Genomic DNA, 12,723 nt, shown 5'->3' with positions numbered 1-12,723 from the left:
ACCGCAGGTCGGGTATGCCCAAGGGAGGGCACACCGATGACCCAAGTACAGACCCGTACCACCCCCGCGACCGGCAGGTCCGCTCTCGACCGGATCTTCCGGATCGGCGAACGCCGTAGCACCGTATCTCGCGAAATTCGCGGTGGTATCACCACTTTCGTCGCGATGGCCTATGTCATCCTGCTCGTTCCGCTGATTCTGGGCGGCGCGACGGATATCGACGGCACCCATCTGAGCATCGCGCAACTCACCACGGCCACGGCGTTCTCCGCGGGCCTGTCCACCATTCTCATGGGCCTGGTCGGCAATGTGCCGCTGGCGCTGGCGGCCGGACTCGGCGTCGTGCCGGTCGTCGCGTATCAGGCCGCACCGCATATGACCTGGAATCAGACCATGGGCCTGGTGGTGCTCATGGGTGTGATCATCGTGATCATGGCCGCCAGCGGTCTGCGGACGATGATCATCAACGCCATTCCGCTGGCGCTGAAGAATGCCATCGGCGTCGGCATCGGCATGTTCATCGCCATGATCGGGCTGGTGTCCTCGGGGGTGGTCGGGCACGGTTCCCCGACCGGGCCGCCGGTCGGGCTCGGGCCCGACGGACATCTCGAGGGCTGGCCGGTGGTCGTGTTCGGCTTCGGACTGCTGCTGATGCTCGCGCTCTACATCCGCAAGATGCCCGGCGCCATCCTGATCAGCATCGCGGCCGCGACGGTACTGGCGATCATCATCAACGCCGTCGCCACAATCAGTCCCAAGGCGTGGGGCACGGTCGTGCCGAAGATGCCCGACAAGCTGTTCGCCGCACCGGATTTCGGACTCATGCTGCATATCGATCCGATCGGCGGCTTCGCCCGGGCGGGTGCGCTGACCGCGAGCGTCGTACTGTTCACCCTGGTGCTGACCGGTTTCTTCGACGCCATGGGAACGGTTTTCGGGGTCTGTGACGAGGCCGGGCTGCTCGACAAGAACGGCACCATGCCGAGTCTGGGCCGGGTGCTGACCATGGACGGCGTCGCGCAGATCATCGGCGGCGCCAGCGGCGGTGCGGGTTCCACGGTCTACGTCGAATCCGCCACCGGCGTCGGCGAGGGCGCTCGGACCGGCTTGACGAGCGTGGTGACCGGCGGATTGTTCTGTCTGGCGGTATTTTTCACCCCGATCGCGGGTGTGGTGCCGATCCAGGCCGCGGCCCCGGCGCTGGTGCTGGTGGGCGCGTTGATGATGACGCAGGCCCGCAAGATCGACTGGGGCGATCTGGAGGTCGCGGTTCCCGCGTTCCTTACGATCGTGGCGATGCCGTTCACCTACTCGATCACCAACGGCGTGGGCGCGGGTCTGATCGCGTACACGGTGATCAAGGCGGCGCGGGGCAAGTTCCGCGAAATCCATTGGCTGGTATGGGTGGTCAGCGTCGTATTCGCCTGCTACTTCGCCATCTCCGCCATCGAACTGCTGTTGGGAGGATAGCTGTCATGCGCGAGCTGACCGAGGAACTGCTGCGGTGGCATGCGGCCGGTAAGACCTATGCCGTGGCCAGCATTGTCGGAATCACCGGCAGCGCACCCAGACTGCCGGGTGCGGCCATGGCGGTGAACGACGAGGGCGTCGTCATCGGCAGCATCTCCGGCGGCTGTGTGGAGGGCGCGGTGTACGAGCTGTGCCGCGAGGCGCTGCGCACCGGCCGACCGCAGCGGGAGACGTTCGGCTACAGCGATTCCGACGCCTTCGCGGTCGGACTGACCTGTGGCGGGGCGCTCGAGGTGCTGGTACACCCGATCGGCTCGCGCGATCACGCCACCATCGAAACGGTGCTCCGCAGCGAGGGCGCGGTCGCCCTCGTCCGGGATGTGAGTTCAGGCGCCGTCACGGCGCTGGGCCCGGACTGGGCGACCGGTGCGGAGTTCGACGGCCGGGTGGTCGCCGAGGCGCGGGCCATGCTCGACCTCGGCTCCACCGGGGTTCGGGTGATCGGTTGCGGCGCAGAGGAAGTCACGGTATTCATCGAATCCCACGTGCCGCCGCCGCGGATGATCGTATTCGGCGCGATCGACTTCGCGGCCGCGGTCGCCCGCATCGGGAAGTTCCTCGGCTATCACGTCACCGTGTGCGACGCCCGGCCCGTATTCGCCACCGCCGCAAGGTTTCCCGAGGCCGACGAGGTGGTGGTGGACTGGCCGCACCGCTATCTCGAAGGCGCACGGGTCGATTCGCGCACGGTGATCTGTGTGCTCACCCACGACGCGAAATTCGATGTGCCGGTGCTGGAGGTGGCATTGCGCCGATCGGTGGCCTATGTGGGTGCGATGGGTTCGCGGCGCACCCACACCGATCGCCTGGCCCGGCTGCGCGCGGCGGGGCTCACCGAAGGTGAACTGGCGCAATTGCGTTCACCGATCGGTTTGGATCTGGGTGGTCACACCCCGGAGGAGACGGCCGTGGCCGTGGCCGCCGAGATCGTCGCGGTGCGCCGGGGCGGCAGCGGCCGCTCGCTGGCGACGAGCGACGGGCCCATCCACCGATACGGCGCGCACGACAGCATCGCGCCGCCGCCGATGGAATTCAGTGCCGCGCAACCGTCCAGCCATGCGGTGCGGTCTCACCGGCGGCGCTAGAGCCGGGCCATCGAACCTGCGCCGGAGACGGTCGCGGTGAGCAGCGGTAGCAGGGCGGTGACGCGGTCCAGCTGCTCGATGAAGGTCCGCTCCTCGATAGCCGCGATGCGGAGCAGGATGTGGCGCGCGCCGGCGTCGGTGTACCGACGCAGTTGCGCCGCAACCTGTTCCGCGGAGCCGGTGATCAGGACCTGGATCTGTTCGACGGTCTCCAGCGGCAGCCCGTAGGTGGTCTCGGCGTAGTGTCGCAGCCGCTCCCGGCCGCGTACGGGATCCTCGTCGAGGCAGACGGTCGCGAACAGGGCGGGGGTGACGGCGTCGTCGGGCCGCCCGGCCGCCGCGCTCTCGGCCCGGATCGCGGCCAGGCCGTCGCTGTAGTCGGACAGCAGCGGGGGATAGGGCAACCAGCCGTCGTAGAGCCGCCCGGTGCGGCGCAGCGCGGCCGGGGTGATACCGCCCAGCCAGATCGGCGGGCCGCCGGGCCGATGCGGGCGCGGCGATTCCGGCAGCCAGCCGTAGCGCAGGATCCTGCCCTCGAACGGTTCGGTATTGCCCGACCACAATCGCCGCCACAGCCGCACGGCGTCGTCCATATGCGAGAAGCGGGTCTTGAACGCGACGCCGGAGGTTTCGAACTCCGGTTCGCTGATGCCGGGAAATCCGCCGCCCACACCGAGAATCAGCCGTCCCCGCGACAATGCGTCCAGCGAGGCGATCGTCAGCGCGGCCTGCACCGGATTGCGGTAGGCGGGCAGCAGTACGGCCGTGCCGAGGGTGATCCGCTCGGTCACCGACGCGGCCGACGCCAGCAGGGTCAGCGGCTCGATCCGGGTCCGCAGCAGCGAATCGCCGACCCACGCCGAATCGAATCCGCGTCGTTCCACCTCGACCACCAGATCGACCAGCCCCCGCGCCGAGCCCGCGGCCTCGACCTGCGTCTGCCCGCTCGGGAGCAGCAATCCATACCGAATATCGTTCACGTGTGCCAGGATTCGCCGTGGGACGGCTCGCGGACAATTCCCCGAAGGGTATGTACGGTCAGCGGATGCCGCGGATCAACAGCACCGGGCCGTGGGAGCCGGCCTTGCGGTCCGCGGCGATCTCGGTGTACTCGGGGGAATCGGCCCAGGTGCGGAACGCTTGTTCGTCCGGGAACTCCAGCAGGACCGCCTTGTCGTGGGCCCAGACGCCCTCCTCCACGCGCGGATGCTCGTCGGCCGCGAGAACCCGCCCGTCGAATCGGCTGAGCACCTCCATGAATCGCGCCTGATAGCGTCCGTAGGTTTCGCGATCGGTGATGGTGAGCTGCGCGAGCGCGTAGACGGTCATGGGAACGACCCTAGTGACCTCCGAAGCGAATTACCGTGGCAGTTATGAGCGCCACGGAATACCAGCATCTACTCGTCGCCCGGGACGGCGACACCATCCACATCACCATGAACCGCCCCGAGCGACGCAACGCGCTCTCGGCCGAACATCTGACCGAACTGCTGGCCGCGTTCCGCGCGGCGGGCAGCAGCGATGCCACGGGCATCGTGCTGGGCGGTGCCGGGCCGGTGTTCTCCGCCGGGCACGACTTCACCGATGTCGCCTCGCGCTATCTGCTCGAGGTCCGGGAACTGCTGACCGCGTGCACCGACGTCATGTCGGCCATCCAGAGCGTGCCGCAGGTCGTCGTCGCGCGCGTGCACGGTTTGGCGACCGCGGCCGGATGTCAGCTGGTGGCCTCCTGCGATCTGGCCGTGGCCGCCGAATCCGCGGGCTTCGCGCTGCCGGGCGGTAAGGGCGGCTGGTTCTGTCACACCCCCGCAGTGCCGGTGGCCCGCGCGATCGGACGCAAGCGATTGATGGAACTCGCGCTGACCGGTGATCCGATCGATGCGCACACGGCCCTGGAGTGGGGCCTGATCAATCGCGTGGCGCCCGACGCGGATCTGGACGCCGCCGTCGCCGAACTGCTCGGGCGCGCGACCCGCGGCAGCCGCGCGTCGAAGGCGCTGGGCAAGCGCACGCTCTACGCGCAGCTCGATCGACCCGAGACCGATGCCTACACGATCGCGGTCGAGGTCATGGCCGCGGCCTCGCAGCTGCCCGGGGCGCAGGAGGGAATGACGGCGTTCCTGGAGAAGCGTCAGCCCGTGTGGCCCGACTAATTCCCTAAACTTCCCTAAATAACCCTATTGCAACGTCGCATAGGGATGTTTAGGGTATTTTCTGTGACCGATCGTCTCTATTCCGTCGAGGACGTCGCCGAACGGCTCGGCCTGCATGTGCGCACGATTCGCGGCTATGTGCGGGAGGGGCGGCTACCGGCCGTGCGCATCGGCAAGCAGTACCGCATCGCGCACGCCGATCTCGAGGCGTTCACCGGTCGCCCGGTGCCCGAATCCGCGCGTGAGTCCGTGCGCCGCGAGCGCCACAGCGAGGTGTCGAGCATCGTCGAGATCGATGCGGTCGACCGCGCCGCGGCCGATCGGTTGAGCACACATCTGATGGCCGCCGCCCAGAGTCGGGGTTCGGGCGAGCAGTCGCTGCGGGTGCAGACCATCTACGACGAACAGCGAGCCCGGATGAAGGTCGTCGTCGTGGGCGGATTGGCCGATACCGCCCGGTTACTGGAGTACATGGAAGGGGTGCTCGCGTCATGACCGCGATCTACAAGTCCGAGGCCGGTCGCGAGCGGATTCTCGCCCGATATCGAGAGTCGTTGCGCGCCTGGCCCGTCGCGTCCGAACAGCTGCGCGTGCCGACCCGGGAGGGGGAGACTTTCGTCGTGGCATCCGGCCCGGCCGATGCGCCGCCGCTGGTGCTGCTGCACGGTTCGAGCGCCAACGCCTCGGCCTGGATCGGCGATATCGCCTCCTGGGCACGGGATTTCCGCGTCTACGCCGTGGATATGGTCGGCGAGCCGGGGTTGTCCGCGCCGTCGCGGCCCCGGCTGGACTCCGAGGAGGTCGCGCTGTGGCTCGACGACGTCCTCGACGGTCTCGGCCTCGCGCGGACCGCGATGGCCGGGATGTCCCTGGGTGGCTGGGTCGCGCTGGACTATGCCGTTCGCAGACCTGGCCGGGTCGAGCGCCTGGCGCTGCTGTGCCCCGGGGGCATCGGGCCGCAGCGATTCGGCTTCCTCTGGAAACTGTTGCCACTGAAGCTGTTCGGTCGCCGGGGGCTGCGCCGGTCGGCGGCCGTCGTCACCGGACTGCGCGCGGAGCGGTTCGCGCCGGTGCTCGACACCGTGGTCCTGATCGCCGAGAATTTCCGGCCCCGCACCGAGCGGCTGCCGGTGTTCACCGACGAGCAGCTGCGCGGGCTGACCATCCCGATGCTGGTCGTCGTCGGTGGTCGCGATGTCATGTTCGACTCCGCGGCGACCGCGCGGCGGGTGCGCGAGTGCGTACCGCATGCGGCGGTGCGGCTGCTGCCCGAGACCGGGCACGCCATCCTCGGTCAGCCCGAGCCGGTGGAGGAGTTCCTGCGTGCGGAAGTCACTGTGCCCGAAGGGGTTCAGCGCGAGGTCAGGTAGTCGACGCCGCCGATGTAGACGGTCGCGCCCGGTTCGGTCGCGGCCGTGGTGGCATCGGCGACGGCGGTCGCGAACTCCTCGATCGTGGGGAGCGGACCGTGTTCGGTGCGTGCCGCCACCGCCGCGGGATCGCGGCGTTCCAACAGGCGCACGATGATGGTGCCGTCGATCATATCCCCGGACACCACGGTGAAACCGATTCCGCGCTCGGTGAATTCGCCGATCAGGGCGCGCAGCGCATCCTCACCGGCGCGCTTGCTGGCCGCGATCGGCTCATAGGCCGCCGGAACGGGTTTGCGGCCGTAAAAATGCGCCTGATGGCTGGTGACGAAGACGATGCGGCTCCCGGCGGCCATCCGCGGCAGGGCCGCCCGCACCAGCCGCACCTGCGCATCGCGATTGATGGTCATGGCGTAGTCCGGCGGCGCGCCGTGTTCGAGTCCGCCGGAGGCGTTGAGCACCAGCACATCCAGGCCGCCGAAGCGTTCGGCGATATCGTCGATCAGGGCCGTCGCCGCGGCCGCCTCGGACAGATCGGCCCCCGCGATCGAGGCGCTGCCGCCCGCGGCGGTGATGGAGTCGGCGAGATCCTGTGCGCGCCTGCGCTTCTCGCGATAGTTGATGACCACATGGTCGCCGCGTGCGGCCAGGACGCGGGCCGTCTCGGCCCCGATGCCACGCGATGCGCCGGTGACCAGGGCGATTCGCCTCGAACTCATGCCCACTCCCTCTCGAACGCTTCTATTTCAGAACTACTATGGTAGTTCGAAATGAGAAGTGCACGAGAATCGGGGGCCTCGCCATCGGCGCGGCAGGCGGCGACGGAGCTGCTGGGCCAGCGGTGGATGCTGCGCGTGATCCGCGAACTCGAGTTCGGTCCGCTGGGCTTTCTGGAACTGCGCCGCCGCATGGGCAACTGCTCGTCGAGCATGCTCTCCACCCGACTGCACACCCTGCAGAAGGCGGGGCTGAGTGTGCAGCATCCGGACAAGTCCCATGAATTGACCGCCGCCGGAACCGAACTCGCCGGTGCGCTGGAACCGCTGTGGGTCTGGGCGGATCGCCGGGGCGACGCGATCGCGGAGGCGTTGGATGCGTGAACTCCGCCTCCTCGGCTGCGCCGTCGTTCTCGCGGCCGCGCTGTCGGCCTGCGGCGCGTCGGATTCGGAGGGGTCCGCACCCGCCCCGCAGCCGGCCTCGGGCCCGCTGGAAGTGATCGACTGTTCCTTCGACAAGCCCGCGGTGCGTCCGGCGCATCTGATCCTGGCGTGTGCCGATCTGGGCATGCGGATCGAGGACATCGGATGGAAATCCTGGGCGGCCGATCGGGCCGAGGGCGAGGGTACCGCGCGGATCAACACCTGCGATCCCAACTGTGCGGCCGGGAACTTCATCACCGAGCCGGTCCGGATCGTCCTGACCGAACCGATCGAGCCAGGTCACGTCTATACCAAGGCCACGACCGTCGATCCCGCGGGGAAGACCCGAACCTGGCCGCTGACGCGGCGCTGACCGAAATTTTTATGTAACTCCTGGTCGCATATATTGTTAGACTGTTACTACGCTCACGAAGCAAAACGGCAGCAATGCCGGTGACGGCATACCAGGAGTATCGATGAAGCTACTTCCCCTTAGGGCGCGCAACCGGACGATCGATCCCGGCGAAGTGGCGCTGCACGCGCGCAACGTGCACTTCGACTGGCGCGATACCCCACTGCACTGGATGGCCGACGAGCCCATCGCCTCGCATCTGATCAACGCGCTGAACCTGCTGCTGCCCGAGGGCGAGCGGATGTTCTGCCAGGCGTTCTCCGAGGCGCTGCCGCTGGTCAAGGATGAGAAACTGCGCGAGCAGATGCTCGGGTTCATCGGGCAGGAGTCCATGCACGCCGAAACCCACAACGGCGTACTCGACGAGGTGCTCTCCGCGCACGGTATCGACGTGGAACCGTATGTGCGCCAGATGGAATACCTGTTCCGCAAGACCCTGGGCGCGCGCGAGGGCCTCGACGCCCGGGCCGAATACCAGATGCTGGTCGAGCGGTTGGGCATGATCGCGACCCTCGAGCATTTCTTCGCCTATCTCGGCGACTGGGTGCTCAATGCCGACCTCGAGCGGTTCCACGCCGATCCCAATGTGCTGGACCTGTTCCGCTGGCACGGCGCCGAGGAGGTCGAACATCGCTTCGTCGCCTACGAGGTGGGTGAGTACTTCGATATCGGCTATGTGCGGCGCTGCGCGCTCATGCTGCTGGTCTTCCCGATCTTCGTCTCGCTGGTGTTGCGTGGCACCAAATACCTGGTGCGCCAGGACGATTCGCTGCCCGATATGCGATATCCCCGGTTGATTCTGAAGGTGTTCGGCTCGATGTGGCGCGGTGCGCTGCCCGGTGTGCCGTCGCTGCTGTGGAGCGCGGCCTCGGTGTTCAAGCCCGGCTACACCCCGGAGAAGGTCGGCTCGACCGCGCAGGCGGTGGCATATCTGGCCAAGTCCCCGGCGGCGCGGGCGATCGCCTCGTGACCGTTCGACGTCCGGCCCCGGCGCAGCTGCCCGCCGATCTGTACGGAAAACAGCGGCGGGACAGGGCGATTCGGGTCTTCGACGCCGTGGCGAAGACCAGGCTGCGCTGGACGGCGCTGATCAACCGCCGCGATCCGCACGGCCGCGTGGACGATCGGCGACTGGCGATGACCGTGGTCGAGCGGCGGGTGGAGGCGCACGACACCGATGTGATCAGCCTGTTGCTGACCGCGACCGACGGCCGTGAGCTGCCGGCGTGGCGGCCGGGCGCGCATCTGGATCTGGAACTTCCCTCCGGGCGGCTGCGGCAGTACTCGCTGTGCGGCGACCCCGCCGACCGGTCCGGCTATCGAATCGCGGTGCGCCGCATACCCGAGGGCGGCGGTGGCTCGCTCGAGGTACACGAGGCCCTGCGGACCGGTGCGGCGGTGACCGTGCGTGGACCCCGCAACGCCTTCCCGTTCGTGCTGCCGGGCTACGGATCCGATGCCGCGCGACTGCATTTCGTCGCCGGTGGTATCGGGATCACGCCGATCCTGCCGATGATGCGCATGGCCGACCGGCTCGGCGTCGAGTGGTCGATGGTCTACACCGGCCGCAGCCGCGACACCATCCCGTTCCTCGACGAGGTGGAAGCTTTCGGCGGCCGGGTCACCGTGCGCACCGACGACGCGCACGGGCTGCCCGTCGCGGCGGATCTGCTCGGCGATATCGGGCCCGACACCTCGGTCTATTGTTGCGGTCCCGTCCCGATGACCGATGTCATCGCGGCCGCGGTGAGCGAAATGCCCGGTGTGGAACTGCATTCCGAGCGTTTCTCCGCCCCGCCGGTACTCGACGGCAAACCGTTCCGCATCGAACTGGCCCGCACCGGCGAGGTGATCGAGGTGCCCGCCGATCGCTCGGCCCTGGAACAGGTGCTGACCGTGCGCCCGGACGCCGCCTATTCCTGCCGGCAGGGGTTCTGCCGGACCTGCCGCGTGCGTGTGCTGGAGGGCACGGTCGAACATCGCGACACCGTTCTGACCGAGGACGAGCGCGCGGCCGGTGACATGCTGATCTGCGTATCCCGCTGCGGCGGTGAACGTTTGGTGCTGGATCTGTGAAGGAGTACATCGTGACCGACCGGACACCCGCCCCGGAGGCCGAGCGCACCGTCCGCAGCGGCGAATTCGATTTGGCCGTCTACGAATACGGTGATCCGTCCGCCGACACCCTGGTGCTGATGCACGGGTGGCCCGACGACCATCACCTGTGGGATCGGGTGATTCCGCTGCTGACCGACCGGTTCCATGTCGTCGCCTACGACACTCGCGGGCACGGTCGCTCCACCCGCACCGATCGCACCGAGGACTACCGGCTCGACGAATTCGCCAACGACTTCTTCGCCGTCGCCGATGCGGTGAGCCCGGACCGGCCGGTACACGTACTCGCCCACGACTGGGGTTCGGTGCAAGCCTGGGAGGCGGTCTGCGAGCCGCGCGCGGCCGACCGGATCGCCTCGTTCACCTCGGTATCGGGGCCGAATCTCGATCATCTCGCGAAGTGGATGCGCGGCAAGCTGTCTCGCGGTGCGGCCTGGGGGCCGTTCACGCAGCTGCTGTCGTCGCTGTACACCTTCCTGTTCATGACCCCGGGCGTACCGCGGGTGGTGCTGCGGCCGCTGGCGGGGGAGCGGATGTGGCAGCGGTTTGTCGGACTGATGAACGAGACCGAGCCCGACAATGTGAGGCTGGGGCCCGCGTTCCGGGAGGACTTCTTCGACGGAATGCGGATCTATCGCGCGAATATCGTTCCGCGCCTGCTCAATCCGCGCGAGCGGCGCACCGAGGTGCCGGTGCAGCTGATCATCGCCCGCCGCGATGTGGCCGTGCGCCCGGCCGGATACTCCGAATCGCGGCAGTGGGCTCCGCAGCTGTGGCGGCGTGAGGTCGCCGGCGGGCACTGGCTGCCGTTCTCGCATCCGGAGCTGTTGGCCACGGCCGCCGCCGAATTCGCGACCGCGGTGGCGGGTGGGCAGGCGCCGCGCACGTTGCGCCGGGCCGAGGTGGGCCGCGCCGGTGAGCGATTCGAGGATCATCTGGTGGTGATCACCGGCGGCGGCAGCGGGATCGGCCGGGAGACCGCGCTGGCCTTCGCCCGGCGCGGCGCGGAGATCGTACTGTCTGATATCAATCTGGACGCGGCCAAGGAGACCGCGGAACTGGTTGCCGCGCAGGGCGGGGTGGCCCACGCGTACGCGGTCGACGTCGCCGACGAGGCGGCGGTGGCCGAACACGCGGCCGCGGTCCTCGCGGCGCACGGCGTGCCCGACATCCTGATCAACAATGCCGGAATCGGGCAGGCGGGCGACTTCTTCGCCACTCCCGCCGCCGATTTCGACCGGGTGCTGCGGGTCAACCTCGGCGGCGTGGTCAACGGCTGCCGCACCTTCGGTGCGGCCATGGCCGAGCGGGGACTGGGCGGACATATCGTGAATCTGTCGAGTATGGCCGCCTATACGCCGCAGCGCGGTTTCAGCGCCTACTCGACGAGCAAGTCGGCGGTATTCATGTTCTCCGACTGCCTGCGCGCGGAGCTGGCGGGCAAGGGTATCGAGGTCCACACGATCTGCCCCGGCATCGTGCACACCAATATCGTTGCCACCACCAAGTTCTCGGGTGTGTCCGCGGACGAGGAGTCGGCGAAGCAGGCCAAGTACGACAATCTCTACCGGATGCGCGCCTACGGGCCGGAGAAGGTGGCCGAGCAGATCGTCCGCGCGGTCGAACGCGGTCGCGCGATCGTCCCGGTGACGCCGGAATCGCATCTGCAGTACCACTTCCACCGGCTGGCCCCGGCGCTGCACCGGTTCTTCGCCGCGCGGGTGAAGCTGCTCTAGGCGGGTCGGCCTTCGGCCGCTACGGCGTGGAAGCCGGTGCGGCCGGGCCGATTTCGCGGGTGGCGCGCAGGCTGGTCACCGTGACCACGGCCAGGGTGACCACGATGACGCCCAGCGAGGCCAGGGTGGGGATCTCGGGGATGCCGTCCCAGATGCCGTGCGCCCAGTGCAGGGTCAGCTTCACGCCGATGAAGGCGAGGATGACGGCCAGGCCGTAGGCCAGGTGGACCAGGCGCGACAGGGCGGCCTGCAGAACGAAATACAGCGCGCGCAGGCCGAGCAGGGCGAAGGCGTTGGTGGCGAAGACGAGATACGGGTCGCCGGTCACGCCGTAGACGGCGGGCACCGAATCCACCGCGAAGACGATGTCGGTCGCCATGACCGCGGTCACCACCAGCGCCAACGGGGTCAGCGCGCGGCGACCGGCCTCGCGCGCGGTCATGCGGGTGCCGCGGTAGTCGTCGGTCACCGGCATCAGCTTGCGCATCAGACGCACCGAGCGCATCGAGGAGATATCGACCTCCTGCTCATGCCCACCGGCCGCCTCGATCAGCAATTTCACGGCGGTGACCAGCAGAATCAGGCCGAACAGCAGGAACGCCCAGTCCAGGGAGGCGAGCGCGGCCGCGCCGAGGGCGATGAACACCCCGCGCAACACCAGCGCGCCCACGATGCCGAACAGCAGCACCCGCTGCTGCAGTGCCGCGGGCACCGCGAACGCGGCGAGCAGCAGCATGAAGACGAACAGGTTGTCCACCGACAGTGACTTCTCGAGCAGATAGCCGGTGAAGAATTCGGTGCCCTGCGCGCCGCCGTAGCCCGCCCAGATCGCCAGGCCGAAGGCCAGCGGGAGCGCGAGGTAGAAGATCGTCCACCCGATGGCCTCCCGCATGGAGACCTCGTGCGGGCGACGGGTGACCGCGAAATCCAGGGCCAGCAGCGCCAGCACGCCGACGATCGTCGCCGCCCACAGCCAGGGCGAGCCGATGGTGTCGATGGACGCTGCGGACAGATACGTGGTCATAGGTCTCCTCGGGTACGACAAGTAGCCCGAGGTCTCCTTCGCCCGTATCCGGGCGGCCACCCGGGGATTTCCGTCGATGGAATCCGTACTGACCGGTATGGCACTTGGGAAGTACTCCCCTCATGCGCCAGGATAGCGAACTTTTTGCTCACCCACCAA

Annotated in this window: 14 protein-coding genes; 10 read left to right on the top strand and 4 right to left on the bottom strand. The window is 68.2% G+C overall.

Annotated features, from left to right (window positions below):
• Positions 1-36 precede the first annotated feature (36 nt).
• Both NP4_RS16840 and NP4_RS16835 read left to right on the top strand, forming a co-directional pair.
• A complete protein-coding gene (locus tag NP4_RS16840) occupies positions 37-1,470 on the top strand; it encodes an NCS2 family permease (RefSeq protein WP_067998768.1) in 1,434 nt (477 codons plus the stop codon).
• Between the two features lie 5 nt (positions 1,471-1,475).
• Positions 1,476-2,615 carry an XdhC family protein gene (locus NP4_RS16835; RefSeq protein WP_067998766.1) on the top strand — a complete coding sequence of 380 codons (1,140 nt, stop codon included), beginning with the start codon at positions 1,476-1,478 and terminating at the stop codon, positions 2,613-2,615.
• On the opposite strand, the gene NP4_RS16830 is transcribed toward NP4_RS16835, so the two are convergent.
• Together NP4_RS16830 and NP4_RS16825 are read right to left on the bottom strand one after the other, a co-directional pair.
• Positions 2,612-3,595 carry an LLM class flavin-dependent oxidoreductase gene (locus tag NP4_RS16830; protein ID WP_211335921.1) on the bottom strand — a complete coding sequence of 328 codons (984 nt, stop codon included), beginning with the start codon at positions 3,593-3,595 and terminating at the stop codon, positions 2,612-2,614. The two genes, NP4_RS16835 and NP4_RS16830, sit on opposite strands and share 4 nt — an antisense overlap.
• A 58-nt stretch (positions 3,596-3,653) precedes the next feature.
• Entirely contained in the window at positions 3,654-3,944 is a 291-nt protein-coding gene (locus NP4_RS16825) for a DUF1330 domain-containing protein (RefSeq protein ID WP_067998764.1), read from the bottom strand.
• 44 nt (positions 3,945-3,988) lie between these two features.
• Here NP4_RS16825 and NP4_RS16820 point away from each other — a divergent pair, with 44 nt between their 5' ends.
• From NP4_RS16820 to NP4_RS16810, 3 genes are all read left to right on the top strand, one after another.
• Positions 3,989-4,768 carry an enoyl-CoA hydratase-related protein gene (locus NP4_RS16820; RefSeq protein ID WP_067998762.1) on the top strand — a complete coding sequence of 260 codons (780 nt, stop codon included), beginning with the start codon at positions 3,989-3,991 and terminating at the stop codon, positions 4,766-4,768.
• 63 nt (positions 4,769-4,831) lie between these two features.
• On the top strand, positions 4,832-5,263 hold the full coding sequence (locus NP4_RS16815; RefSeq protein WP_067998760.1) for a helix-turn-helix domain-containing protein: 432 nt from the start codon (positions 4,832-4,834) through the stop codon (positions 5,261-5,263).
• Complete coding sequence (locus tag NP4_RS16810) at positions 5,260-6,138, top strand: alpha/beta fold hydrolase (protein WP_067998758.1); 879 nt, start codon at positions 5,260-5,262, stop codon at positions 6,136-6,138. The genes NP4_RS16815 and NP4_RS16810 overlap by 4 nt, the downstream gene beginning before the upstream one ends.
• On the opposite strand, the gene NP4_RS16805 is transcribed toward NP4_RS16810, so the two are convergent.
• Positions 6,120-6,857 carry an SDR family oxidoreductase gene (locus NP4_RS16805; RefSeq protein WP_067998757.1) on the bottom strand — a complete coding sequence of 246 codons (738 nt, stop codon included), beginning with the start codon at positions 6,855-6,857 and terminating at the stop codon, positions 6,120-6,122. The two genes, NP4_RS16810 and NP4_RS16805, sit on opposite strands and share 19 nt — an antisense overlap.
• 51 nt (positions 6,858-6,908) lie before the next feature.
• Between NP4_RS16805 and NP4_RS16800 the strand changes: the two genes are divergently transcribed.
• The 5 genes from NP4_RS16800 to NP4_RS16780 all read left to right on the top strand — a co-directional run bounded on the left by NP4_RS16800 (position 6,909) and on the right by NP4_RS16780 (position 11,540).
• Positions 6,909-7,238, top strand: a complete 330-nt coding sequence (locus NP4_RS16800; RefSeq protein ID WP_067998755.1) for a winged helix-turn-helix transcriptional regulator — start codon at positions 6,909-6,911, stop codon at positions 7,236-7,238.
• On the top strand, positions 7,231-7,650 hold the full coding sequence (locus tag NP4_RS16795) for a hypothetical protein (RefSeq protein WP_067998753.1): 420 nt from the start codon (positions 7,231-7,233) through the stop codon (positions 7,648-7,650). Before NP4_RS16800 ends, NP4_RS16795 begins: the two co-directional genes overlap by 8 nt.
• Before the next feature lie 103 nt (positions 7,651-7,753).
• Positions 7,754-8,659, top strand: coding sequence for a metal-dependent hydrolase (locus NP4_RS16790; RefSeq protein ID WP_067998751.1), 906 nt, complete (start codon positions 7,754-7,756; stop codon positions 8,657-8,659).
• On the top strand, positions 8,656-9,765 hold the full coding sequence (locus tag NP4_RS16785; protein ID WP_067998749.1) for a PDR/VanB family oxidoreductase: 1,110 nt from the start codon (positions 8,656-8,658) through the stop codon (positions 9,763-9,765). The genes NP4_RS16790 and NP4_RS16785 overlap by 4 nt, the downstream gene beginning before the upstream one ends.
• An 11-nt stretch (positions 9,766-9,776) precedes the next feature.
• Positions 9,777-11,540 (top strand): SDR family oxidoreductase, encoded by a 1,764-nt coding sequence (locus NP4_RS16780; RefSeq protein WP_067998970.1) that lies wholly within the window; start codon positions 9,777-9,779, stop codon positions 11,538-11,540.
• A gap of 19 nt (positions 11,541-11,559) precedes the next feature.
• On the opposite strand, the gene NP4_RS16775 is transcribed toward NP4_RS16780, so the two are convergent.
• Positions 11,560-12,564 carry a TerC/Alx family metal homeostasis membrane protein gene (locus tag NP4_RS16775; protein WP_067998747.1) on the bottom strand — a complete coding sequence of 335 codons (1,005 nt, stop codon included), beginning with the start codon at positions 12,562-12,564 and terminating at the stop codon, positions 11,560-11,562.
• Positions 12,565-12,723: the final 159 nt, after the last annotated feature.

It is taken from the genome of Nocardia pseudobrasiliensis NBRC 108224, from assembly GCF_001613105.1.
In the GTDB taxonomy this organism is placed as follows: domain Bacteria; phylum Actinomycetota; class Actinomycetes; order Mycobacteriales; family Mycobacteriaceae; genus Nocardia; species Nocardia pseudobrasiliensis.
The sequence above is the reverse complement of the archived record's forward strand: the minus strand, read 5'-3'. Positions and strand labels throughout refer to the sequence as shown.

Excerpts from the sequence above, each read along its gene's own strand:
- NP4_RS16825 (WP_067998764.1), bottom strand. The coding sequence starts at position 3,944 with ATGACCGTCTACGCGCTCGCGCAGCTCACCATCACCGATCGCGAAACC.
- NP4_RS16835 (WP_067998766.1), top strand. The coding sequence starts at position 1,476 with ATGCGCGAGCTGACCGAGGAACTGCTGCGGTGGCATGCGGCCGGTAAG.
- NP4_RS16805 (WP_067998757.1), bottom strand. The coding sequence starts at position 6,857 with ATGAGTTCGAGGCGAATCGCCCTGGTCACCGGCGCATCGCGTGGCATC.
- NP4_RS16820 (WP_067998762.1), top strand. The coding sequence starts at position 3,989 with ATGAGCGCCACGGAATACCAGCATCTACTCGTCGCCCGGGACGGCGAC.
- NP4_RS16840 (WP_067998768.1), top strand. The coding sequence starts at position 37 with ATGACCCAAGTACAGACCCGTACCACCCCCGCGACCGGCAGGTCCGCT.
- NP4_RS16775 (WP_067998747.1), bottom strand. The coding sequence starts at position 12,564 with ATGACCACGTATCTGTCCGCAGCGTCCATCGACACCATCGGCTCGCCC.
- NP4_RS16810 (WP_067998758.1), top strand. The coding sequence starts at position 5,260 with ATGACCGCGATCTACAAGTCCGAGGCCGGTCGCGAGCGGATTCTCGCC.
- NP4_RS16800 (WP_067998755.1), top strand. The coding sequence starts at position 6,909 with ATGAGAAGTGCACGAGAATCGGGGGCCTCGCCATCGGCGCGGCAGGCG.
- NP4_RS16790 (WP_067998751.1), top strand. The coding sequence starts at position 7,754 with ATGAAGCTACTTCCCCTTAGGGCGCGCAACCGGACGATCGATCCCGGC.
- NP4_RS16795 (WP_067998753.1), top strand. The coding sequence starts at position 7,231 with ATGCGTGAACTCCGCCTCCTCGGCTGCGCCGTCGTTCTCGCGGCCGCG.